The 25,115-nt window shown below is 73.3% G+C and carries 13 protein-coding genes; all 13 read right to left on the bottom strand.

Annotated features, from left to right (window positions below; all coding sequences use genetic code 11):
• Positions 1-43: 43 nt before the first annotated feature.
• Entirely contained in the window at positions 44-4,561 is a 4,518-nt protein-coding gene (locus tag QNO14_RS09560) for a type VII secretion EssC family protein (protein ID WP_257505071.1), read from the bottom strand.
• Positions 4,558-5,304 carry an FHA domain-containing protein gene (locus QNO14_RS09555; RefSeq protein ID WP_257495993.1) on the bottom strand — a complete coding sequence of 249 codons (747 nt, stop codon included), beginning with the start codon at positions 5,302-5,304 and terminating at the stop codon, positions 4,558-4,560. Before QNO14_RS09555 ends, QNO14_RS09560 begins: the two co-directional genes overlap by 4 nt.
• Positions 5,305-5,324: 20 nt before the next feature.
• Complete coding sequence (locus tag QNO14_RS09550; RefSeq protein WP_257505070.1) at positions 5,325-6,926, bottom strand: serine/threonine-protein kinase; 1,602 nt, start codon at positions 6,924-6,926, stop codon at positions 5,325-5,327.
• On the bottom strand, positions 6,923-8,065 hold the full coding sequence (locus QNO14_RS09545) for an FHA domain-containing protein (protein WP_257505068.1): 1,143 nt from the start codon (positions 8,063-8,065) through the stop codon (positions 6,923-6,925). The genes QNO14_RS09550 and QNO14_RS09545 overlap by 4 nt, the downstream gene beginning before the upstream one ends.
• On the bottom strand, positions 8,058-8,918 hold the full coding sequence (locus QNO14_RS09540) for a PP2C family protein-serine/threonine phosphatase (RefSeq protein WP_257505067.1): 861 nt from the start codon (positions 8,916-8,918) through the stop codon (positions 8,058-8,060). The genes QNO14_RS09545 and QNO14_RS09540 overlap by 8 nt, the downstream gene beginning before the upstream one ends.
• Positions 8,918-10,258 (bottom strand): FHA domain-containing protein, encoded by a 1,341-nt coding sequence (locus QNO14_RS09535; RefSeq protein WP_257505066.1) that lies wholly within the window; start codon positions 10,256-10,258, stop codon positions 8,918-8,920. The genes QNO14_RS09540 and QNO14_RS09535 overlap by 1 nt, the downstream gene beginning before the upstream one ends.
• A gap of 66 nt (positions 10,259-10,324) precedes the next feature.
• Positions 10,325-12,853 carry a DUF3488 domain-containing protein gene (locus QNO14_RS09530; RefSeq protein ID WP_257505065.1) on the bottom strand — a complete coding sequence of 843 codons (2,529 nt, stop codon included), beginning with the start codon at positions 12,851-12,853 and terminating at the stop codon, positions 10,325-10,327.
• Complete coding sequence (locus QNO14_RS09525; protein WP_257505064.1) at positions 12,850-14,205, bottom strand: DUF58 domain-containing protein; 1,356 nt, start codon at positions 14,203-14,205, stop codon at positions 12,850-12,852. Before QNO14_RS09525 ends, QNO14_RS09530 begins: the two co-directional genes overlap by 4 nt.
• Positions 14,202-15,167, bottom strand: coding sequence for an AAA family ATPase (locus QNO14_RS09520; RefSeq protein ID WP_257496000.1), 966 nt, complete (start codon positions 15,165-15,167; stop codon positions 14,202-14,204). The genes QNO14_RS09525 and QNO14_RS09520 overlap by 4 nt, the downstream gene beginning before the upstream one ends.
• Positions 15,168-15,201: 34 nt before the next feature.
• Positions 15,202-21,201 carry an Ig-like domain-containing protein gene (locus QNO14_RS09515; RefSeq protein ID WP_285184255.1) on the bottom strand — a complete coding sequence of 2,000 codons (6,000 nt, stop codon included), beginning with the start codon at positions 21,199-21,201 and terminating at the stop codon, positions 15,202-15,204.
• A gap of 1 nt (position 21,202) precedes the next feature.
• Positions 21,203-22,318, bottom strand: coding sequence for a serine/threonine-protein kinase (locus QNO14_RS09510; RefSeq protein ID WP_257496001.1), 1,116 nt, complete (start codon positions 22,316-22,318; stop codon positions 21,203-21,205).
• A gap of 151 nt (positions 22,319-22,469) precedes the next feature.
• A complete protein-coding gene (locus QNO14_RS09505; RefSeq protein WP_257496002.1) occupies positions 22,470-23,450 on the bottom strand; it encodes an FHA domain-containing protein in 981 nt (326 codons plus the stop codon).
• A gap of 59 nt (positions 23,451-23,509) precedes the next feature.
• Positions 23,510-25,093 (bottom strand): dolichyl-phosphate-mannose--protein mannosyltransferase, encoded by a 1,584-nt coding sequence (locus QNO14_RS09500; RefSeq protein WP_257505063.1) that lies wholly within the window; start codon positions 25,091-25,093, stop codon positions 23,510-23,512.
• Positions 25,094-25,115 lie beyond the last annotated feature (22 nt).

The raw sequence follows: 25,115 nt of genomic DNA, 5'->3' as shown, positions 1-25,115 counted from the left end.
CTTGTGTCCGGGAAGCGGCAGTTCCTCTGCCGACATGTTCAACCTATGGGACCGTTATGGCGCCGACCAATGGGGAGTACTCCCCATCCGCCGACGAGGCTTCGCCGACGAGCGGGAACTGCACCCGCACCGTCTTGCCGCCGACGGCGAGCATGGCGCGGCCGACGGGGAACTCGCGCTTGAGCAGGCGCGGGAACGCGGTCTTGAGCACCACTTCGCCGTCGTGGGTGTCCGGCTGCAGCACCACACCGCGGCGGGCCGACTTGATGTCGCCCAGCAGGCCGAACCCTGTGGTCCAGTCGCTCGTCTCGCCCTCGGCGACGAGCAGGCCGTCACCGCGTTTGACCCGCTTGGCGAAGTCCGACAGGGGCATCTCGGCGATGGAGGTCGAGTACTCCGCAGCGCCCTCCAGGAAGACCGCAACGCCCTCGAGACCCCGCTCGTCCTGCAGGATGCCGTCGATGAGCCGGCTCGCCGAGCTGCCGTCCACGGCACTGTCGTCCCAGGCCACGGCGTCGCGCAGCGGGGAGCGCGCGCTGCCGATGTAGTACCGCCGCACCGCAGGATTCGCCCGCCGCACCGCCTCGGCCATGGCGTGCAATGCGTTCGAGCGCCCGCTCTGCGGGGCGCCGGCCACCACGAAGAGCCCGTTCGGCTCGAACGCAATGGGGCCCAGGGTGTCGCCGGACAAGCCCAGCACCGGACGACCGTCGAGCTGCGCCGGCAGATCGTCCATCCCGTACGTCTCGGGGAGCGCCCGCACCGCCGGCGCCTCGGTGCGGCCCCGCCTGCGCATGGCATCCGCGAACTCACCGATCGCCTGAGCCTGGGCGCGCGGGTCGGTGGTGCCGCCGATGACGGCGATCTGCGTCTCGAGCCCGTCGACGATGGCGCGTCCGGGCGCCGATTCGGCGGACAGCACGTCGCGGGGAGCCCCGACCATCGGGTAGGCGTCGGAGTCAGACAGGCGCAGCACCACCCGCTTCTGGATGGTGGACTGCAGCGCGGTCGGCACGGCCTGGCCGCGGTCGGCGGTGAGGGCGACGTGGATGCCGACGGAGCGACCGTCGGTCATGATCTGCTGGAAAACCTGGTAGGCGTCGGCCCGTCCCGTGACCGCCTCGTACTCGGAGCGGAAGGTCGGGAACCCGTCGATGAGCACGAGGATGCGCGCCTCGTCGGGGCGTCCCGCCAGGCTGCGGTACTGCGAGATCGTGCCGGCGTTGACGGCGGCGTACGCCTCGCCGCGACGGTCCAGCTCTGCCTTCAGCATGCGGAACAGGCGCGTCACCCGTTCGCCGGCGTCGGCGGGGATGACGGCGCCGACGTGCGGCATCGCCTCGAGCATCCGCAGGCCTCCGGAGCCGAAGTCCAGCCCGTACACGTGCACGGGGCCTCCGCGCGGGGTGATGCCGGCGGCGACGGCGAGGGTCCGCAGCGTCGCGCTCTTGCCCGCACCGCCGGTGCCGAAGATCGCCAGGTGGCCCTCGTCGTCGGGCTCGAAGTACACGGTGTCCTGGGCCTGGCGCTGCGGCACGTCCTGCACGCCCAGCAGCAGCTTCTGGTCGGTGCGCTGGCGCAGCAGGGTGAGGTCGTAGACGGTGGCGAGCTCGTCGAGCCAGGGGCGGCGCGGCGGCTCGATCGCCGCCGCCTGCGAGGCCTGCACCATCGTCGCCACGAGGCGCTGCTGGTCGGTCGGGCCGAGATCGCGCTCGGCAGAAGCCGATTCGGTCTTGGGCGCCTCCCACCGGCGGGGCGGACCGAACGCGAACGACTCCAGCGCGACCTCGGGGGCCTCCTCCTCGACGAAGCTCCAGCCGCCGGTGTAGGCGGACTGGAAGACGGTCAGGCGGCCGGGTCCCGTCTTGGCGGCACCGCGGCCGGGGATGGCGGGGTCGAAGCCGGCGGCATCCTTCGTGCCGATGACGTCGTCGGAGTCGACCTCGTCCGCCATGCGCAGGGCCACGCGCATGTTGGTGTTGGCGCGCAGGTTGTCCTTGATGACGCCGGCGGGGCGCTGCGTGGCCATGATGAGGTGGATGCCGAGCGAACGGCCGCGCTGGGCGACGTCGACGACCCCATCGACGAAGTCGGGCACCTCGTTGACGAGCGCCGCGAACTCGTCGATCACGATGACGAGCGCCGGCGGGGTGTCGGGGTCGCCGCGCTTCTCGAGCTCGAGGATGTCCTTGGCCTTCTTACGGGTGAAGAGCGTCTCACGGTGGTGCAGCTCGGCCCGCAGGCTCACGAGCGCCCGCCGCACGAGGTGGGGGCTCAAGTCCGTGACCAGTCCCACGCAGTGGGGGAGCGCCGTGCACTCCGCGAAGGCGGCGCCGCCCTTGTAGTCGACGAAGAGGAACGTGACGCGCTGCGGACTGTACTCGGCAGCCATTCCGAGCACCCAGGCCTGCAGGAACTCGCTCTTGCCCGAGCCGGTGGTGCCGCCGACGAGGGCGTGCGGGCCCTGTGCGCGCAGGTCGAGGTGCATCGCACCGGAACCCGCCTGGCCCACGATCGCGCGCAGCTTCGGGGTCGCCGGCGCGCGGGTGGCGGCGGAGAGGATGGAGCCGTTCTGCTCCCAGCGGTCGACGACGGCGCCCGGGGCGGTGGCCATCTCCTTGCCGATGAGTTGCAGCATGGGCACCGAGCGGGGGACGTCGCTGGTGTCGGCGCCGATCTCGCCGGCGTCGACATACGACGCCAGCCGGCGGCAGAACTGCGCGAACTGCGGTGCGGTGAGACCCTCCACCTCGACGGGGGTCAGCGTGCGGCCGAGGCGCACGTAGCCGACGGCTGCCGAGCCGTCGGGGCCGAGCTCGACGAACGTGCGGCACGCGGCGGGCAGCGCCGCGGTGTCGGTGGCCATCCAGATCGGGTACACGCCGCGACCGGCGGCGCGTTCCAGCACCTGGATGAGCCGCGCGCGGTCGACGGGAGCGTCGTCGGAGATGAGCACGACGATCGCCGGCAGTGGGCCGTCGAACCCGTTCTCGGAGCGGGAGTCGGCGCCCACGGTGGCACCGGCGGTGAGCGCGGCCCGCTTGTCGTCGATCGCGCCCAGCTGCAGCGGACCGTCCTCGCCGCGCGGCGAGCGCGCGCTCAGGGTCTCTTCGAGCCGTGACAGCAGGTTCGCCGCCGCCGAGGCGGTGTCGGCGAACGGTGCGCCGCCGAAGACGGCGTCGGACTGCATGGCGTGCGGGAGCCACTTCGCGTCGGCGAACTGCGCTGCCCAGGCGGGGCCCAGAAGCCCGCCGATGACGACGTCGCTCGGGGCGTGCAGTCCCGCCACCTGCGCGGCGAGCGCGCGACCGTAGGCTGCGACGGCGGCGGGGTCGCCGGCGATGCCGAGCGCACCGGCATCCGACAGCTTCTCCACGACCGGCGTGCGGGGCACGAGCTCGTAGGTGGCGATGAGCTTTTCGAGCTGCTCCACCTGCTCGGGGAGGGCGCGGTCGGTGTTCCCGGTCTCCTTCACGGTGTTGCGGGTGGGCACGTCGCCGACCCCGAGGCGCACCTGCAGGAACGACCAGTGCTCGGGGCGGCGCGTCCACACCAGCGGCGCGCACTCCTGCACGGCGTCGTAGATCTCGTGCAGCGGCACGGCCTCGCGCGCGCGGATGCGGGATTCCTCTTCCCGCTCGCGCGCAAGCCGGGCCGACAGGCGTTCCATCTGGGCGACGAACCGCTCGTGCTCCATGCGCTTCTTGCGCCGCTGCTGCGACTTGGCGGTCGCCCACGTGCTGATCATCATCAGCGGCGAGATCGCGACGAAGATGAGCACGGTCGGCGACCGCAGGATCGCGAACATCGCGAGGCCGGCGATGGCGGGGAGGATCGCGGCAGCCCACGGGAACGGCTGCGGGTCAGCCGGAGTGGGCGGCTCGGCGCCTTCCAGCTCCCGGCCGATGTAGCGCGGCTCGACACTCGGCGACCGCGTCAGACGCACCTCGCCGATGGGGGAGGCCTGCGTCGTCTCGGAGGGCAGGAACCCGGCGCGGATGACGGTGCTTCCCAGCACGACGTCCTGCCCGTGCTGCATCTCGAGGCGGCCGACGGGCGCCCCCTGCACGATGATGCCGTTGGCGGAGTTGAGGTCGATCAGCTCGATGCGGTCGCGCCCGACGTGCAGGCGCGCGTGGCGTTTGGAGACCATCGCGTCATCCAGCACCACACCGCAGTCGTCGCCGCGCCCGATGACCGTCGATCCCCGCGGAACGGTGTAGCGGCGTCCGGCGAAGCGGCCGCCGACGATCTCGATGTACGCGACATCGGCGCGGGGGGCGTCGTCGAGTCCCACGACGCCGACCTCCACCCCCGATGCCAGCGCGAGGTCGGCGAGGGTGTCGTCGGGGTCGAGCGCCTCGGACGCGCCGCCGACGGCGGAGGCGCGTGCTTCGAGCGTCACCGTGCCGGGAGCGTACCCGGGACCGCGGTAGGCGCCCTGCGGGTCGCGGGCGACGATAGAGTCGGCCACCTCGCCCACGCGCACACCCGGCTCGGCGGCCAGGGCGATGTCCTCGGTCGAGCCGTCGGGACGGCGCAGGGTGACGCGGATCTTCATCGGGGGCTCTTCTCACTTGCGGCCGCGGCCACCTCGAGCAGATCGAGGTCCTGCGGCGTGACCAGGCGGGACAGGATCGCGTGCTCGACCAGACGCGCGCGTCGGTTGGTGGCGAGCTTGCCGACACCGCCCCGCAGCCCCTGCACGCCCTCGCGGTCGAGCTTGTCGCAGACGTTGTCGAGCTTGCGGTTGAAGGTGGTCAGCGGCCACCCCAGCCGGGCCGCTGCCGCGGCCGAGGAGGGCAGCTGACTGGACCCGACCATCCCGCCGCGCAGGATGGGTTCGCACAGTGCGATCAGCAGAAGCCGCTGGCTCGGCGTGAGGGTGACCGCGCCGATCGTGGTGGTGCCGTCGCCGACGTCGCTCGCATCCTGCGGCGCACGTCCGGTGAAGCTCGCTGCATCGTTGCGCACCGTCAGCTCGTAGGTGTACGCCCCGGCGGAGAACATCACCGTCACCTCGGGGAAGACCAGCGGCACGCGGGCGCCCGGACCCAGCACCGCCTGGTAGGCGCCGTCGGGCGTGGCGATGCTCACCGAGATCGACTGGCCGGTGTTCGACATCCACCAGAGGTCCCCGTCGGCGTCGAAGGCGAGCAGGCGCCGGTGCAGGTACTGATTGGTGTCCACGGTGAGGTCGGCGTCCCTGCCCACCGAGAAGGTGGTGCCGGGCGTCGGGTGATGCCATTCCCCGCAGAACTCGATCCCGAGCGTGCCGTCAGCGGCCGCGCGCGCGTGCGTCATCGTCATCCCATCCGTCGTCGTCATAGCCCCACCAGCGCACCGATGCCCGCGATCGCGGCGGCGATGACCGCCACCGTCGCCCCCACCGCGATCGCCGCGACGGCGACCCGGCGTCCGCGCCCCGCCCGGCGCGGACCGGTCGCCGAAGCGGTCCCGGCGGCGGCGGGCGGCGGTGCCGGCGCGGGCGCGGACCGCACCACCGGTGCCACGGCGGGCGAGCGACGGATGCCGTACGCCTCGCGCGTCGCGTCGACGCCGGGGTCCCGGGCGGTGCGCCCCGCGGCCGGCGCCGCCGCGGCGAGCGGATCGGTGGTGGGTGCGTCGTCCCCTTCGGGCGGGCCGGGCCGGCGGGCGAGCAGCTGCGTGTGCTCGTCATCGGTCTGCGGGGCCGGGTCGTCGCGGACGCCGGGACGTCGCGCGGCGAGCAGCGTGCCGTCGTCGGTGGCGGCGTCAGCGGGTGGGGCGTCGGGGGCTCCCGGGCCGGAGCGTCGGGACGCGAGCCGCGTGTGCTCGTCGTCGGTCTGCGGGGCGGGAGCGGTGCGAGCGCCGGGACGGCGGGAGAGCACCGTGTGGTCGTCGGGAATGGCCACCTCGGGGGCGGCATCCGCGCCGGGTGACGGCGGTGCCGCAGCGGACGTGCGGGCCGACAGCAGCGTGTGATCGTCTGGGGCGGGCTCGGCGCGTCGGCGGGTGACGAGGCGGGTGCGTTCGGGAAGCTCGGCGTCGTCGGGCGCCGGAGGCCCCGGCGGAGCGGCCATCGTCGCCAGCGCGGGGATGTCGAGGTTGGTCACGGGCAGGTGCAGGTCCTGCTCGATGCGTTGCAGGGTGCGGGCGAACTCCGATGCGCTCTGCGGCCGCCGGTCGGGGTCTTTGGCCAGCGCGGCGAGGATGAGACGTTCGAGCGTGACCGGCACGTCGTCGCGGCCGATGGGCGGGGCTGCCTCGGTCAGCACCCGCGTCACGTGGGCGGACAGATCCGCACGCGCCCGAGGGTCCTCGAAGGGCGCCCGCCCGGCGAGCACCGTGTAGGCCGTCGCCGCGAGGGCGTACACGTCCGACCGAGCGTCGAAGCCGTGTCCGCTGACCACTTCCGGCGCGGCCCACGGGACCGACACTCCGCCGGCGTCGGCTGCGGCGCCCGCGATGGACGACAGCCCGAAGTCGGCCAGCGCCGGCCACCCGTAGTCGGTGGTCAGCACGTTCGCCGGCTTGATGTCGCGGTGCAGGATGCCGGCGCGGTGCGCGGTCTCGACCGCTCCGCACAGCCGCACGAGCGTCTGCAGCAGTTCGGGCACGCTGACCGTGCGAAGCGGGTAGGTCTCGGCCAGAGTCGGGCGAGAGCAGTACTCCATCACCAGGTACGGCCTGCCGTTGTCGGCGACGGCGGCGTGATGGATGGTCACGATCGACGGATGCGTCGACAGCGCCGCCATCAAGTTCGCCTCGCTCTCGAAGCGTGCGCGGGCGGCGGGATCGTCGACCGGCGCGTGCATGATCTTCACGGCCACCAGGCGGCGCGGCAGATGCTGCTCGTAGAGGAAGACGTCGGCGTAGCCGCCCAGCCCCAGCGGTCGCTGATGCGTGAACCCGGGGATGTCGACCGGGCCGTAGCGGGCGCTCACGGGACACCCGTGAACGTGATGCGGCTGCGGGGACCGAGGTCTGCGACGGCCCCGTCGGTGACGAGCACCGCTTCGCCCGGGCGGATGCGTCGCGGGCCGGTGCCCCGTGCGGTGAAGACGGTGCCGTTGGTGGAACCCAGATCCTCGAGGAGCACCTGCCACCCCTCGATGACGATGCGCACATGCGTGCGGGAGACGTCGGGATCGTCGATCACGACGAGCGTGGGCATCGCGTCGCCGTCCGTGCGGTCGACCCTCGGGCTGCGGCCGATGAGCATGGCGCCGGCGAGCGGCACCGGGCGACCGTCGGGCAGCACGACCGCGCCCAGGTTCGGACGAGGCACGCGTGAGAGCTCCGCCCCCGTCAGCGACGCTCCGCAGCGGGTGCAGGTTTCTCGAGCGAGCGGGTTGGGGTGGCCGGCGACGCAGACGATGCCGCTGACGGCGGCTGCCGGCTCCTCCAGCGACTGCTCGTCCCCGTCTTCGGGCGGTCGCACGGCCGCCGCCTCGACGCCGAAGTGGATGGTGGCGCCGAAGAGCTCGTCGTAGCGGCCACTCCCGGGTACGTCGACCGATGCGACCGCGGGGTCGGGTGCATGGCTCGCCGCTGCGGCGTCGGCCGCCTGCTGGTCCGGGGCCGGTTCGAGGAAGTCGGAGAACTCGAGCGTGCGGGCGAGGTCCACCGGCGCGGGGGCGGCGGAGGCGGCGGCCATGACACAGCCGATCCGCGACACCGCGAGCGGGCCGGGGCGTGCCGGGGCGAGGGGGAGACCGGTGTCGGCGCCGGCGTGGGCCGTGAACGACGCCACCTTCTCGAGTCGGAACTCACGCCAGGTGCGCAGCTCGGCTCCGGAGAGCTCCGTCGTGCTGCCATCGAAGTGGGCGGCCGTCAGCCGCGCGGTGCCGCGCACGACCCCCGCGAGGGCCCCGTCGTCCAGCTGACCGGCGAAGAAGTCGGGAAGGCTGCTCAAGCCGTCGCGCAGCATGAGGTCGAGCACGCTCTCCCAGCCGTCACCGGGGGCGGCGTGGGACAGCACCGCCCGCGCCGCGCGCGTGGCGTGGGGTCCCGCGAACAGCAGCGCAAGGTCTCCGGTGACGATGGCGGGCAGGTGACCCGGAGCCGAAGACCACTCAGCCACGGCTCCTCCTGGTGCGCATCGAGCGCAGGGTGGACACTTCGACCGTCACCGACGCCTCATCGGCGGAGGGCAGCCCGCCGGTGGTGTCCTCCTGGCGGGGGCTGATTCCTCCGGCGACCACATCGATGACGATCGCGGAGATGTTGTCCCGTCCGCCGTGCCCGATCGCCTGGGCGACGAGCGAACCGGCCGTCTGACCCGGCGCCCCGCCGAGGGCGAGGCCGGCGCGGATGGCTTCATCGGTGAGTTCGCCGGTCAGCCCGTCTGAGCAGACGAGCAGCCGCTCGCCCGTGACGATGGGCAGCAGCCAGTAGTCCGCACGGCTGCGCTCCTGGCCGATCGCGCGCGTGATCACGTTGCGACCCCGGAACGACGACATCTCGTGGCGGGCCAGCCGGCCCTCGTCGACGAGCTCCTGCGCCACGGAGTGGTCGACGGTGAGCTGTTCGAGGCGATCGGTCAACAGCCGGTACACACGGGAGTCGCCGACGTTGACCACGAGCCAACGCCGCACGCCGTCCTGCCGCACCGCGACGACGCCGGTGAGGGTGGAGCCCGCCCCGCGCGGCCGGTTCACGGCGATGTCCGCCACCGCCGTGTGTGCGCGCTCGACGGCCGCGGCGACGTCGTCGGGGGTGAGGTCGTCGCGACCGGCCAGCGGCCGGAACACCTCGATGATCGCCGCGCTGGCGAGGTCGCCGGCGTCGTGGCCGCCCATGCCGTCGGCCACGATGTACACCGGGTGCTCGGCGAACAGCGCGTCCTCGTTGACCGGTCGGCGCAGCCCCGGGTCGGTGTGCGCGCCGCACGTGACCTGCAGACTGCCCGCGGTGGGCATGGGTGTGGCAGGCATCAGGCGTCGGCGAGCAGTTCCAGGCGCGCGTCGCCCAGGAAGAAGACGCCCGAGACGGCGGCGGTGCCGGCGACTTCGCTCTCGTCGGCGAGGAAGACCCCGTTGGTGGATGCCAGGTCGGTGACCTTCCAGCCCGCCTCGTCGCGGTGCAGCAGCGCGTGGGTCTTCGACACCGTGCGGGTGACGTCGTCGACCGCGACGACCTGCGCCCGGGGGCTCTCGGCCGGAGCGACCGGGTTGCGCCCGAGCACCGCGGCATCCGCGAGCAGGGACACCCGCGCGCCGTCGGGAAGCACCAGCGTCCAACCGCTCGGTCGCCGTGCGGCCAGCACCGTGTGCTCGTCGAGGTCCTCCTCCGGGCTCGTCGCGGCCGGGCCGGCGGCGGCCGCGGCGGACACCGGTGCGGCGGCAACGACGGGGGCGGACACCGGTGCGACCGCGGCCGCCGCCGCGGACACCGGTGCGGCGGCAACGACGGGGGCGGGGGCCGGTGTGATCGGCGTCGCGGGGGTGGCCGCGGGCGCCGCGCCGCCGGGCGCAGCGGGAGGCGCGGGCGGGGCCCAGGGGTTGCCGCCCATCGCGGGCGGCGGGGGGACCGCCGGCATTCCGGCAGGTCCGGCGGGTGCCGTCGGGGGAGCGGCGAGCGGGCCGGGAGCGGCGGCAGGCATCGCGCTGGCCGGCGCGGGACCGGCCTGCCCGCCCAGCGTGAACGGGCTCGCGGGCGGCGGCGGGGGCGGCGCGGTGAGCGAGGGCTGCGCCATCGCCGGCGGCCGGCCGATCCACCGGGCCGATCCCCAGCCGACCACGCTCGCCCACACCGGGAGCAGCAGCGCGCCGAGCACCGTGTATCCCGCACCCAGCCCGAATCCTCGGTTCACGCCGTGCACCATGCAGACCTGCAGGATGAGGGCGAAGACGCCGTACGCGCCCCAGATGAGAAGGGGAACGAGCAGGGCCCCGAGCACCGAGGCACCGGCTGCGCCGGCTTCGCCCGCCGTCGCCGCGCCGATCGCCCCGGCGGCGAAAGCCCCGGCGGCCAGCAGACTGCCCACTCCGGCGACGATCGCGACCACCGCGAGCACGATCGCCCACCAGCCGCGCATTCCGGCGACCGTGAACAGTGTCCACGCGTTCACGACCGGCACCCAGGCCTTCCACGTCTGCTGCCCCGTCTTGCGGAAGATCGCCGCCAGCGCCAGCGCCACCCAGACGTAGACCCCCGCGACGAACAGCAGCTGCACGGCCAGCAGGATCACCGGCGTCGGACCGGTCGCCCCGTCGTCGTAGTACGCCAGTGCCCCCGCCACGGCCGCTGCCGTCGTCCCCACCAGGCCCGTCATCTCTGCTCCTCGTTCTCGTGTCGAATCCGGCATCCGGTCATGTCGGCGCCGATCGCCTTGCACACCCTAGCCGCGTTCACGGCGGCCCCCCGGCGGTCTGCGGCGGGACGCGCGGGCCCTCGCCGAGCGCAGGAACGATCGCAGCGACAGGCGGGCCCGCAGGCGCGCCCACCAGCCGGCCTCGGCGGCGAATCTCGCCCGCTCCTCCTCGACGATGCGCCAGAAGCGCTCGCTCTCGTCGGCGTGGGGCGGCTCGGCGTCGAACACCGAGCGATCGGCCCAGCGGGCGAGCTCCGCCCCGCGCTCGGAGGCCTCCGCACCGGCGTACTGCGCCGCGAGCTCGGTGCGGGTGTGCGTGCTCGGGGCCGGGTAGCCGTGGTCCACCGCAGTGTCGACGTACTCGTCCCATCCGCCGGTGAACCGCTCGACGACGTCGGGCGCGTCGCGCCTGCCCCGCCGGCGCAGCACCTTCAGCACCACGACGAGCAGGAAGGGTCCCACCAGCACCAGCAGGCCCAGAAGCGCGATCCCGCCGACCCGCAGCGTCGCCCACAGGGCCGACAGGTCGGTCTCGGTCGTCGTGTCGTCGTCTTCGCGTTCGCCGCTGTCGGCGGGGTCCGCCTCGGCGGGCGGCACGGGCTCGGCGATCTCCTGCCGCACCTCGGTGGGGTTCTGTGGGTCCCGGCGCTGTTCGAGGTCCGGCGTCATGCCGACCTCGTGCTGCGGTGTCACGTCGATCGGCACCCACATGCCCGAGGCGTCCTGCACCTCGATCCAGGCCGTCATGTCTCCGCCGCGGCACGCCCCGTCGACGCAGGTCGGCAGCCCCGCGGCATCCGTCCCCGCCGTGAGGCGGGCCCCCAGCACGATGCGGGCGTCGAAGCCGAGCTGGTCGGCGATCATGCTGGCGGCGACGGCGAACTGCTCGTCGTCGCCGGGCGCTGCCACCAGGGCCGCGTCGTCGGTGCCGCCGACGTCGTTCTGGCGCTCGAGGAGGGCCGTGAACAGGCGGTCGATCCGGTCGGTCGAGTGACCGGCCCTGCTCGGCTCGAACGAGTATTCGCCCAGCCCCGCCGTCCACAGCGGCGGCGCCTCGGCGTCGACGGTGAGGGCATGACTGAGCAGGCCCCGGGCGCGCAGGCGGTCGATGAGCATGTGCAGGCCCTCGCCGCCGGCGGGGGCCTCCTGCGCCCTGATCCAGTCGGTGAGGCTGTCGGGCACGAGCGCGTCATCGAGCCGCGGGGTGTCCCTCGTGGGGGTCAGGTCACCGACGGCGGGCGGCTCGGCGTCGACGGCGCCGTGCTGTCGGTAGGTGGCCCCCGGCTGCAGCCCCGGGTCGGGGAGGGCGACGCCCATGCGGGTGTCGACGTTGTAGAAGAATCCGTCGTCGCGGTCGCCGCCCGTGCCGCCGTCGAAGTCGATCGCGGTGACGGAGCCGACGGTGGGCACCCAGATGCCCTCATAGGCGGCGATCTGCACGTCGGCGACGGTCGGCACGGTGCGGTCGGGCGCCGGCAGCGCCGACGGCACGCGCACGAACGCGGTGGTGGGGTCTGCCGAGCCTGCCTCGGGGTCGATGACGCGGGCGACCTGACCGTCGAAGAACGACAGCGTCGCCAGGCGCACCCGGTCGGCGCCCTCGGCGCCGTCGACGGTGAACAGCACCGTGTCGAACTGGTCGTCCGCGAAGAAGCCCCGGTACTGCGAGAGAGGGCTCAGCTGCGCCGCGAGTTCGAGGCGGGGGTCGATCCCCGACCGCAGCACTTCACGCGGCTGCCCCGCGACGGCCCACGGCCCGAGGGCGACGCCGCCGGCCACAGCGACGACGAGCATGCCGGCAGCGATGGCCGTGCGCCCCGCCAGAGCTGACCTGGCCCGGGTCGTCGCGCGCACGCCGCTGGCAGCTTCCGCGGCCCGCAGCGCCCGACGTCGCTCGTGCCGGGTGCGCCACACCGTGAAGACGAGTGCCGTGAGCACCGCGGCGGTTCCGGCGAAGACCTCGACGGCGCCGGGCACGGGGGCGCCGGCGATGACCGGGGCGCTGAGCGTGCGGGCACCGAACAGCACGCCGAAGACGGTGAGCCCGAGGCCCAGGGGAGCGGCCAGCACCCAGAGACGGCGGGCGCGCCAGGCCAGCGACAGGGCGGCGGTGGGGATGCCGAGGAACAGCAGGAGCGCCGGCGCGAGGGTGCTCTGGTAGGTGCCCAGTGGCAGCTCGAGGGTGAGCAGATCCTTCCACCCCGTGACGGGTGCCGTCAGCACGCTCAGGAGCGACGGCACCAGCGAGTCCGGCCGCGCCAGCGCCGTGGGCGCCGCCAGTGGGACCCCCGCTACGACGTAGGCGCCGATGGTCGCGAGGGCCACCCACCATCCCGACCACCCCCACCGGATGCCGGCGAGGGCGATGAGGTGGGCGAGGGCCAGCGCGACGGCGACGAGCACGAGGAAGGCGGGGTCGCGGTAGATCGGCCACACCGCGACGGCGCCGACGAGGAACAGCGCGTCGAGCAGCAGCGCGTTGACGATGAGGAACCGTGCGGTCGACACGGGAGCCCGGCGGCGCGAGCGCCGCTGCGGCCCGGCGTCGGCGCTCATGTCTGTGCTCCGCGTGCGAGAAGGTGACGCAGGTCGTCGAGCAGACCGATCGTGAGCACCGTCACCGTTCCCAGGCGCCGGAACCCGGGCTCGGCCTCGGGGTTGCAGACGACCGCGACGACGGCGACATCGGGGGGGAAGGCGAGGGCTGCGCTCTGCAGAAGGCGCGGGGTCTGGGTGGAGCCGCAGACGAGGAACGCGATCGACGCGTCGCTGTGCGTCTCGCGGGCGAGGGACGTGACGTCGGCGAGCGGTCCGACCAGCGTCGTGCGCTCGACACCGGAGAGCTCGTCCAGCAGGGTGCGGGTGGTCACCGTCGCGAGCTCCCGAATGGTCCGCACGGTGCGGCGGGCGAACTCGGGCACCTCGCCGCCCACGACGACGTCGACGTCGCGCCCGTCGCGGATGCCGCGGATGCCGATGGACCCGGCGGCGCTCACGGCCAGCTCGAACTCGTCGTCGGTGCCGTACTCGCCCTCGCCGAGCGCCAGCGCGATGATCATGCGCGAGCGGCGGCTCTCTTCGTACTGGCGCACCATGAGCGTGCCGGTCTTGGCGGTCGACTTCCAATGGATCTGTCGCTGCGAATCGCCCGGCACATACTCACGCAGCGCGTGGAAGGAGATGTCCGCGTCGACGATGGTGCGTGAGGACTGACCCTCGAGGTCGCGGATGAACCCGGTGCTCGTGCTGTGCAGGGCCGTGGTCACCGGGTGCACGTAGAGCGTGTGCGTGTCGTCCCACGTCGCTTCGCGCTTCAGGATGCCGAGCGGGTCGCCGCGTACCGTGCGCGCGGGCCCCACCGTGATGACGCCGCGCCGCTCGGCGGGGACGACGACCTGCTGCACGTGCTCGTGTCCGTGCCGCAGCAGCGGCACGTAGACGTCGACGAGACCCTCACCCACCGGCACGTCGATGCGCCCGGGCAAGGCGATGCCGCGGCCGATGTTGGTGACGCGGAGCGTGCCCTCCACGTGCGTGCCGGCCACCACCCGGTCATGACCCAGGCTGAGGTCGACGTCGTAGGCCCGGGCGCTGAAGAGGAACGGCACCGACAGCACCAGCAGCGCCGCGGCGATCGATCCCGCCACCGCGAACTCGACCCATCCGAAGGCCACGCCCAGCCCGATCCCCGCTGCCGCGGCCGTCAGCAGCAGCCAGCCGGCGGCCGTGACCGTGTCCGACACCCCGCGCCAGGCGGCGACGACCGCCGTGCGCGCACGACGCCACGCGCGGTCGCCGCGCACCGCCAGCTCGGTCGTCGACCGTGCGGTGGCGTAGCGGGTGCGCGCATGCGCGGTGCCGGTTGACCCGACGGTGCGCGTGAGGCGGGATTCGGAGGGGAGGCTCACACGGCATCCCGCTGACTGGGCGGTGCGATGTCGAGCAGCACCTGGCCGATCACGGCGCCGGCGGTCACCCCGTCGAACTCCGCTTCGGGGTCGAGGATGAGCCGGTGGGCGAGCACCGGCTCGGCGAGCGCCTTGACGTCGTCGGGCGTCACGTAGCCGCGGCCGTGCGCGACGGCCCAGGTCTTCGCGGCCTTGGTCAGGGCGATCGCGCCGCGCACGCTGGCGCCCAGGCGCACCTCGGTCGCGAGCCGCGTCGCCTCGACGATGCGGGCGATGTAGTCCAGCACCAGGGGATTCAGGTACACATCGCGGGCGACGTCGGCGAGGGTCACCACCCCCTGCGGGGTGATGACGGACTCCACCTCGCGGCGGGCGTTGCCGCTGCCTTCGAGGATGCGCACCGTGGCGGCGTGGTCGGGGTAGCCGAGCGACGTCTTCAGCAGGAACCGGTCGAGCTGTGCTTCGGGAAGGCGGTAGGTGCCCGCCTGCTCGACGGGGTTCTGGGTCGCCACGACGAGGAACGGCACACCCACCTGACGCGTCACGCCGTCGACGGTGACGTGTCCTTCCTCCATCACCTCGAGGAGGGCCGACTGGGTCTTCGGCGAGGCGCGGTTGATCTCGTCGGCCAGCAGGATGTTCGCGAACACCGGGCCCTGGTGGAAGTCGAACTCGCCGCGCTTCTGGTCGTACACCGTGATGCCGGTCACATCGCCGGGCAGCAGGTCGGGTGTGAACTGGATGCGCGTGCTCGTGCCCTGCACGGTCTGCCCCATCGCCCGGGCCAGGGAGGTCTTGCCGGTGCCGGGGAAGTCCTCCAGCAGCAGGTGCCCCTCGGAGACCATCGCGGTGAAGGCGAGTTCGATCACGTGCCGCTTTCCCAGCACGACCTGCTCGACGTTGTCGACGAGCTTCGCGAACGTCTCCTGGAACCAGGCGGTCTGCTCGGCGGTGATGGTCATGGGGTCCTCTCGGGGCGGGAAGGGGGTGCGCCGGTCACGGGCTGGTGTCTCCGGGCGGCGGGTCGGTGGGCTGGGGCTCCGCCGGCGGTGGCTCGGTCGGGGGCGGGGTCGGGGTGAGGGTGGGGGTCGGTCGCGGCGGGGGCTCGCACTCGAGCACGTATGCACCCCGGCCTGCCACATCGGCCAGCCCGGCGAGGGCACCCTTCCACGTGACCGTGTAGGTCAGGGTCGCCACTTTGTCGAAACCCTCGGTGCGCGTGACCGCCCAGGAGTAGTCGGCGGTGTTCGCCGCCACCATGTCCGGCGAGATGCCGGGGGCATCCTGCTCGCTGAAGCAGCGCGACGGGAACGTGACCCGGGTGGTGTACGCCGGCCCGCGCGGGGCGACGGTGACGCCGGGGGAGCTGCACCCGAACACGTCGTTGCAGGCGAAGGCCTGGATGAGGCCGGGGTTGACCCCGAGCGCGAACAGGCTGCCGAAGTCGGTGGTCTCGGTGGCGCCGGCACGGAAGCGCAGCTCGAAGGGCCAGTCGACGTCGAGGTCGGGTGCGCCCGAGACGCGGCCCCACGTGTAGACGTTCCCCTTGCTGGTGAACGCCGGGTCGACGGTGTACGAGGCGTCGCCCGTGGGCACATCGATCCCCGCGGTCGGTGTCGCGGTGCCGGTGGCCTCGGTGCTGCCGAACCGCGCATCGTCCTGTTCGGTGACGGCGCACGCGGTGACGGTGACCGGCTGCCAGAGCGACTTGTCGTCGAACGTCGCCGTAGCCGCGCCCCCGCGGGCGGCGACCGATTCGGTGGGCCGGCAGGTGCCGCCCTGGCTGAAGCCGACGAGGATGCGGTCGCCGACGCCGTTGGGAGCGACGGTGGCGGTCGCCGTCACCGACCCCGGGCGCCCGGACGTCGACGCGGTGACGGTGAGCTCGAGCCCGGGCGCACCGATGCCGTTCGCGGGGAAAGACAGCGCGCCACCGGTCTCGCTGCCGCCGGGGATGGGCGGCAGCTCGTAGCGGGTCAGCGGGGTCGCCGTCAGGGTGACCGGGGCGTTCGATCCGACCGCGTAATCACGGAAGGTGACGCGGTCGCCCTGCACCGGCAGGGTGACCTCGCCGCCGGCGCCGCCGGCGAGCCGCAGGAATCCGGAAGACGGGTCGACGCCGGTCACGGTGATGGTCGCCACGCCGCCCTCCGTGCCGTTGGGCGTGGGAACGACCTGCACGCCGGTGGGAGCGTTCGGGGCGCGGTACGCCCAGGCGGTGGCCGACACGGTGCCGCGGGACTCGCCGACGGAGTTGAAGGCGCGCGCCTCGTAGGCGACCCTTTCGCCGAGCGGGGCCTCGATCGGCGGGCACTCGCCCGACGCCGAACAGGTGGCGACGACGCGACCTCCGCTCAGGATGCGGTAGCCCTCGACGCCCGGGTATGAGGGGGCGTCGGAGACGACGCGCACCGTCACGGAGGTCGGGCCGTACCGGGTCCAGTCCAGGCGGGTGGGGTTGGCCGGCAGCCCCTGCAGGTCGAGGATCACCCGGCCGTCGCGGTCACCGGCGGACTGTCGTCCCTGCGCGTCCTGCACGACGAACGAGCCGGTGCAGTCTGCCGCGCCCGCGGCATCCGCCGCCCAGGACGCGCGAACGGCGTTGTCGCCGGCGAGGCTGAAGCTGACGCCGGCGCAGTTGGCCGGGCCGCCTGCGGCGACCACGCGCAGCGGGGTTCCCGGCAGCGGGTTGATCTCACCGGAGGCGCCGACCACAGGGATGGTGCACGAGGTCGCGCCGCCGGACTGCGAGCAGCGCTGCACGACCGTGCCGCCCTTGGGGAGGGTCGAGGGCGCAGGACCGACGGTGAGTACGAGGCTCGCGGCGGCGGCGTCGGGGTGGCTCGGGAGGGTCAGGGACACGGGCTCCTCGCGCCCCGGTCGCGCGGCGTCGCGCGCGGTCACCGACACGATGGAGCCGGCCTGGGTGACCTCGAACTGGTCGCCCCGGTACGTCGCGGCGTACTGCAGCGCGTCCCAGTCCTCCTTGCCGGCCCAGCCGACCATCCCGCGCAGGTCGTACTCCGCGGTCGAGCCGGGGCTCACGCCGAGCGAGGCGCTTCGCAGCACCGGCTGCGGGATCTCGGCCTCGACGACGACGCGCACGGTGAGGAAGGTGTACTGATCCTGGATGCCGAGCTTGACCGGCACCACGCAGGTGTCGGCCCAGGGGGCACCCGCGCCGGCGGAGTAGCGCACGGTGGTACCGGAGACGAGCGTGCACGTGCCCTCGGCGCGCGCTCCGCCGGCGCGCACGCCGCCGCCGTCGACCTCGAGGGTCTGCCCGGCGGGCACCGCGACCGCGACGGCGAGATCGAGGTCGACGGACTCCTTCTCGCGCACGTCGAGGGTCGACATGCCGCCGCGCAGGCTCAGACGCACGTCGCGGTCGCCGGGCACCCGCAGGAACCCGTAGGAGCTCACCTCGGTGCCGTCGAACGCCGTCCCGGTGACTTCGAACGGGATGAGGAGGGTCTCGTCGGGGATCGCACCCGAGATGCGCCACCCGTCGACCTCGATGCCGGGGTGGGTGCCCCACAGCGACAGCGTGAGGTCCGAGACGTCGCCGTTGCGCCACGACACCTTTCCGCTGAGCACGTCGACGCCGCGGGGGAAGGCCTCGCGGGTCTCGATGGTCAGCGCGGTGTCGCGCACGACGGGGTGGTCCGGCACCGGACCGCGCACGACCTTCAGCACGATCAGCCCGATGGCGGTGTCGCCGTCGTCGTTGCGCACGGTGTACGAGTACGAGAAGGTGCCAAGCTCCTCGCCCGCCCTCATGGTGACCTGGCCGTCGTCGACGGCGCCGAGACGCGCCTGGAGTGCGGCGTACTCGTCGCTGCCGGCCGGCGCCACGGGCGAGACCGACACGAGCTCGAGCGATCCGCCGGCGGGGTCGATGTCGTTGTCGGCGGGCCGCACGATCGCCTCGGTGGTCTCGCCGGCCTGCACCTGGATGTAATCGCTGTAGGTCACGGGGCTCGGGTCGGCCTGGGTGTCGAGCACTCCGACGCGTACGTCCGCGGTGCCGGTGGCGCCCTGCGCGTCTCGCACCTGGTAGCCGAAGCGCACCTGGCCGCTGAAGGCCTCGGGGCTCGTGTAGACGATGGCGTCGCCTTCGGCGGTGATCGTCGCCGAGCCCTGCTCCGGCTGAGCGGTGATGCGGTCCAGGGTGACCGCGTCGCCGTCGGGGTCGACGTCGAACGACGTGAACGGGATGCGCACGGTCGCGCCGCTGAGCACCCGGCCCTCGAGCGTGCGGGGGACGGGGGCCTGGTTCGCCTCGTCGCCGACGACGGTGATCACCACGCGGGCGGTGTCGACGACCTCGGGGAAGCCGAGGCGGAAGATCGTGTACCCGACGGCGTAGACGCCCGGTTCGCGGGGGGCGAGGTAGCGCAGCAGCCGGTCGGTGGCGAACGCGAGTCCCGCGTCGCTCTCGTTGACGACGCGCGAGGGGTCGATGCCGATCAACGCGCCCGACGGGGCGCTGTCGTTGTCGAGCACGGGGATGTCGATGAGGCTGCCGGCGCGCACGGTGACGGCATCGTCCACGGCGATGGGCGGGTCGGCGCTCGGGGAGGGCAGGAGGACCACCGTCAGCTCGCCCTGCGCCGTGGCGGCGGGGGAGCCGGTGCCGTCCGACACGGTGTAGCGGATCACGCCGAGGCGTCCGGGCTGCTCGTCGTCGGTGGAGCCGCTCACGCGCAGCATGCTCTGCCCGACGAGATCGACGCCCAGCGACGCCCGCGGGTCGCTCTCGGGCCGGATGTCGCTGAGCAGCAGCACCAGCCCGGCCGGGTTCGCGACCGCGGGGAAGACGTCGACGGTGGCATCCTCGTTGGGTCGCACGAAGGCGGTCAGCGGAGGGGTCGAGATGGATGCCGCGTCGGCTGGCTTCACGGTCACGCGCACGGTGGCCGTGACCTCGCTGCGGTCGTCCCGCACGGTGTACTGCACGATGTAGGAGCCGGGCTCGCTCGCGGTGACGACCATGCTCAGCCCGGACGCGTTGGCCGTGACGCTCGCGCGGGCCTCATCGAGGGCGACGGCCTTGGACAGCGAGACGGCGCCGGAGGCGCCTGAGACGTAGGGGGTGATATCGACCGCGACCGGCTCGCCCACGACGCCGACGACCGCGAAGGACTCGGCGGCGAGCTCGGGGGTCGGGGTCACCGCGATGCTGAGCGGCCGCTCCGCGGTGGCGCCGAAGGCGTCCGCCACCGTCACGCCGAGCGTCACGGTCACCGATTCCTCGGCGTTCGGGTCCGGATGCTGGTAGGTCACGGTGCCGGCAGGGGAAGTGGTGACCGTGCCGCCGACGGCGTCGCCGGTGGCTCCGGCGAGGTAGACCGGGTCGCCGTCGGGGTCCACCCAGCCCTCGAGGACGTCCACGCTGACGGTGCCGCCGGGAGCCACGCTCGGCGACGGCCAGGGCGCGAGGCACCCCTCGACGCCGCACCAGACGGGAGCGCTGTTCTGCGACGGCGGCGCGACGGTGACGGTGACGGTCGCGGCGTTCGACAGCAGCCCGCCGGTCGCGGTGCCGTCGGTCGCGCGGTAGCGCAGGGTCGCCGATCCGCTCGCGTCCGCGGCGACGTTCAGCACGAGCTTCTGGTCGGCACCGGCGGACGACAGGGTGCCGAACGACGGGTCCAGGCCCTCCACCGAGGCGGTGTCGATGCTGAGGACGTCCTCGTTCGGGTCGTGGTCGTTCAGCAGCACCGGCAGCACGGCGACCGATCCCGCGCGCACCCCGAACGCGTCGTCGACGGCGACCGGGGGCTTGGGATCGAGCACGCGCTCGGTTTCCAGCTCGTTCTGCTGCTCGACCTCGGCGGGCTCTTCCAGGTCCCACTCCTGCGACGACGGCACCAGGCGACCGTCCGGCACCGACCAGACCCAGCCCGAGCGCCGTTCGTTCAGCGCCAGGCGTGAGCCGTTGCCGATGAAGACCGGGTCCAGGCCTTCGCCGATGTCGATGCCGCCGTAATCCAGCGGTGTCGCCTCGCCGCTCGCGCTGGACCACAGCGTGCCCTCGCCGTCGCCCTCCGGAAGCCACGCCGCGTGCACGGTTCCCGATACGGTCGCCGGGGCCACCGGGGTGCCGAGGGCGCTGCCGGAGTGCGCGCGGGCGGCGCTGAAGGAATCGAGCGGCACCCGCACGAGGCCTGACGTGTCGGCGATGTAGACGGCGGTGCCGGTCGCTGCGGCCCGCTGCACCACGGCACCCCCGTCGACACCGGTCTCGACGGGCTCGTCCCGGCCCTCGACGAACAGCTCTCCGCTGGTCTCGTCCAGCAGCGCCCACCGCCCGTCGACGGCAGTCAGCTGCGCGTCGGCGGGCGACTGGGGCGTGTCGTCGTCGCCGAGGATGCGTCCGGTCGCCGCCTCGGCGCGCAGCACCCGTCCCTCGTCGGCGGAGTAGGCGTAGATCACACCGGTGTCGTCGACGGTGGCGGCGGTCGCGACGAACCGCGGGCGCTCCTGCCCCTCTTCGACCTCGACCTCGGCGTACGGGTCGACCGGAACCGTCTGGCCGCCGCTGGAGAGGGTGGCGCCGTGCACGGCGCCGGCGTCGGTGCGGTAGACCAGGAAGTCGCCCGCGACGGCGATGTCCGCGGTGCCGGCGGGAGTGGGCGCGAAGGCGTCTTCGGCGTCGGCGGTGAGATCGGCCGGGGTGGCCATGTCGACATCGGCGAACTGCGTGCCCCCATCGCTGAAGACGAAGAGGCGCTCGCCGGTCTGCGCCAGCGACGTGCCGTTCTCCACCTGTTTGACGGTGTCGAGCTCCGCCAGCTCGAGATTGACCCGGGCGTATCCGCTGCCGGCGCCGTTCTGCAGTGCCCACACCGTCGCGTCGTCCAGCGGGGTCTGCTGCGCGTCGTAGCCCGGCCACACGGCGGCGAGGGTGGCCACGAGGGCGGCGACCACTCCGACGGCGGCCGCGCCGATGACGTTGCCGGAACGCCTCCGGCGGGTGACGGGGGATGCCATGTCAGCCGTTCCCTGTCAGCAGCAGCACCACGCCGGCGGTCCCGCCGGCCACCAGCAGCGCGACACCGGAGGCGATGAGCGCGATGCGCGCACCCGCGCCCGGTCGGCGTGGGGGACGGGCGCCCGCGAGCACCGTGCCCTCGTCGACGCCGCGACGGGCGGCCGCGCGAGCGCGCGGCGGGCGCCGCGTCGCCCGCTCGACGCGGGGCCGCACGGGGCCGCGCGCGCGGTCGTCCTGGAAGTCGACGGCGACACCGGCCATCGCCCACTCGTCGACGGCGACGTCGAGTGGCGTGTGCGGCATCCCCAGGTCGTGCTGCACCAGCTGCAGCTCGTGGGCGAACTCGGCAGCCGAGGCATGGCGCGCAGCCGGGTCCTTGCTCATCGATCGCGCGAGCACTGCCTCGAGGCGTTCCGGCACGTCCGGGCGACCGATGGGGGTGTACGACGCCCGTCGGATTCGCGACTTCAGCTGATCGCGGGAGTTCTGACCGCTCCCGGCCCGCTCGAACGGGCTGCGCCCTGCCAGCAGCGAATAGACCGTCGCCCCCAGGCCCCAGATCTCCGCCGCGATCGATCCCGATACCCGCTCATCGACGATCTCGGGGGCACTCCACGGCACCGACATCGCGAACACCTCGTCGGCGCCGGTGCGCCCGTTGACGGCGGCGGCGATGCCGAAGTCGCTGAGCACGGGGGAGCCGAAGGCGGTGACGAGGATGTTCGACGGCTTGATGTCACGGTGCAGCAGACCGGAGCGGTGGGCCGTCTCGAGCGCCGAGGAGATCTTGACCGACAGCTGAAGCACCTCGGCCACGGGCATGACCTCCCGCCGGTAGCGGTTGGTGAGCGACGTGGGGCAGTACTCCATGACCAGGTACGGCCGGCCGTCGGCGGAGATGCTCGCCTCGTAGATCGTCAGGATCGAGGGGTGCGAGCTCAGCCGTGCCATCACGTCGGCCTCGGCGTTGAACATGCGCAGCAGGCCCTCGTCGACGATGTCCTCCAGCAGTACCTTCACCGCGACCGGGCGTCGGGGGAGGTTCTGCTCGAACAGGAAGACATCGGCGAAGCCGCCGGTTCCGAGGGGACGCACGTACGTGAATCCGGGGAGCACGGGGGGTGCGGAAGGAAGCCTGTTCGCCACCGTTCACCTCACGTACCTGGGAGTTGACGGGGGCCGCCGAGCGGGAAGCCGAGCCCCCGCTGTACGGCTTCCTTAGAAGTTTCTAACACAGGCCACACCCGCCTGGAAATCGCCCCACCGCTTAGGGCGCGGCGTGGAACCGGGCGACGTTCCCGTCGCCGATGTCCAGCACCGCCCCCTCCGACAGACGCGCCGTCGCACCGCCGCGCAGAAGCATGGCCGAGCCGTCGGCGTGTCGCACCACGGTGCCGTTCGTGGAGTCCAGATCGCGCACCAGCAGATGGTCGCCGTCGAGCTTCACCTCGACGTGCGTGCCCGACACTTCGCGGCGCGGGGACGGCAGCGGGGCCAGCCGTGCGCCGGGGTGAGCGGCAGGGTGCGGAGCGCGACCGAACACCACCGGCAGGTCCAGCTCCAGCACCCGTCCGCCGTCCATGGCGAGCACGAACCGCCGAGGTGCGGCGTCGGGACGGGCGGCGGGTGCCGGACGGTCGGGCGTCGCACCGACGGCGGCGGAGACGAGCGCGGCGAGCTCTTCGCGGTCGAAGACGGTCGTCGACAGCGCCGCGTCGTCCTCGATGCCCGCGGCCCACTCCGGCGCGGCCGCGCGGTCGACGTGCGCGGGGCGGTCGACAGGGGCGGGGCGGCCCGTCGGCACCGTGCCCCACTCCAGGCGGTCGGAGCGCACGACGCCTCGCCCGAGCGGCAGCAGCGCATCCGGCGGCGTCGCCCCGAGACTCAGCGCGATGCCCGCCACGTGCTGCGCGGAACCCTCGACCCACGTGCCGATGCCCGGCCCCGCCAGCGTCGTCCGCTCGGGTCCGTACAGCTGGGCGGTCGCGGTGCCGCGCACCGCGACGCTGACCGAGCTCGTCCGCGCGTCGACCAGTTCGACGAGGGCGAAATCCGGGAGCTGCTCGATGCCGCGGCCCGCGAGCGCGGACAGCACGTCTTCGAGTGCGGTGTCACCGGCGGACAGCAGCGTCCACAGATCCCGCGCGAACGACTCGCCGATCTCCCGCGACGCCACGAGCAGAAAACGATCGCCGATCATCGCGAACCCGGCCTCGGCCGTCATCGGCGGCACGCTGTAGCTGAACACGCCTCCACCCTATGGGGCGGCGCGACGGGGATCCTGGCGGGCGCGGGTGCGGGGCGCGGTCAGATCCAGCCGGGGAGCCAGTTGTGCGCGCGCCAGAAGTCGTACGGCACGGTCACGGCCGACACCAGCGGGTACCAGAACGCCGAGACGAGCAGCGCGACGGCGAGGAAGACGATCACCACGCGCTGTCCTGCCCGGCGCCGCACCGGGTCGCCGCCCGGCGGCGCCGCGATGGCCTGCAGGGCGAGGGTGAGCGCGAGCAGCGAGAACGGCAGGATGACGACCGTGTAGAACTGGAAGACCGTGCGCTCGGGGTAGAACAACCACGGCACCCACGTTGCGGCGATCGCCGTCAGCACGAACGCGTCACGCCACGCCCGTCGCACGACGAACCGGTAGACGAGGTAGACGGTCGCGGCCGCCGCAGCCCACCACACGAGCGGGTTCGGCATGCTGTAGATGATGTCCATGCAGCCGTTGGCCGCGGCGCAGCCCGCTTCGCCGTCGGCGGTGCGGGCGGCGTACATCGAGGTGGGGCGCAGCAGCAGCGGCCACTGCCAGGCGGGGCTGGCGTAGCCGTGCGGCGACGCCATTCCCGCCGCCGACGCGTACATGGACTGGTGATAGGTCCACAGACTCTGCAGGGCGGCGGGCACCCACGCCCACACCCCGCCCGCCGGTGACGCGTCAGCCGTGTGGCGACCGTACCCGCCCTCGGTGACCAGCCACCCCGTCCACGAGGCCAGATACACCGCGGCCGCGACCGGCACCAGCAGCACGAACGACGCGGCGCCCTGACGGACGGCATCCGTCGGCCACTGCCAGACCCCCACGCGCCGCCGGGCGAGCGCGTCGGTCACGACGGCGTAGAGCCCGATGGCCGCGAGCACCCACACCCCCGACCACTTCACCGCCGCTGCCGCGCCGGCGGCCGTGCCGGCGGCGATCAGCCACGGCCGGTTCCACAGCACCGGGCCCCAGAAAAGCGGCTCTCCGGCATGGTGGCGGCGCGCCGCCACCGCGGCGGCCAGGCGGTCGAGGTGACCGGCACGGTCGAGCAGCGCGAACCAGAACGCCAGCAGCACGAACAGCATGAGCGGGGTGTCCAGCAGCGCGACGCGGCTCATCGAGATGGCGAGCCCGTCCACGGCCATGAGGCCCGAGGCGACGGCGGCGAAGGCGAGCGATCCGCTGAGGGCGCGGGCCACGAAGTAGAGCACCAGCACCGCGGCGGTGCCGGCGAGTGCGACGCCCACGCGCCAGCCGAACGACGAGTCCGGTCCGAACAGCGCCATGCCGGCCCCGATGATCCACTTGCCCAGCGGCGGGTGCACCACGAAGCTGCCGATGTCGGTGTAGGCGTCGGTGTCGCCGGCGGCGAAGGCGGCGTCCGCCTCCTCGGGCCAGGTGGCGGCGTAGCCGAGGTTCCACTGACTCCAGGCATCCTTCACGTAGTACGTCTCGTCGAAGACGATCGCGTGAGGGTGCCCCAGGTTCCACAGCCGAAGGATGCCGGCGACCGCCGTGATCACCAGCGGCACGATCCAGCCCAGCCGCCGGGCGAGGCGGGGATCGGAACGCACACGCGACGCCAGTCGGTCGTACCACGACGGCGCCTCGGGAAGCAGCGTCTCGGCGGTCACGCAGACCACCTTATGCTGGCTC

The organism is Microbacterium sp. zg-Y625 (genome assembly GCF_030246925.1).
GTDB lineage: Bacteria > Actinomycetota > Actinomycetes > Actinomycetales > Microbacteriaceae > Microbacterium > Microbacterium jiangjiandongii.
This window is presented reverse-complemented; position numbering and strand designations above follow the sequence as displayed.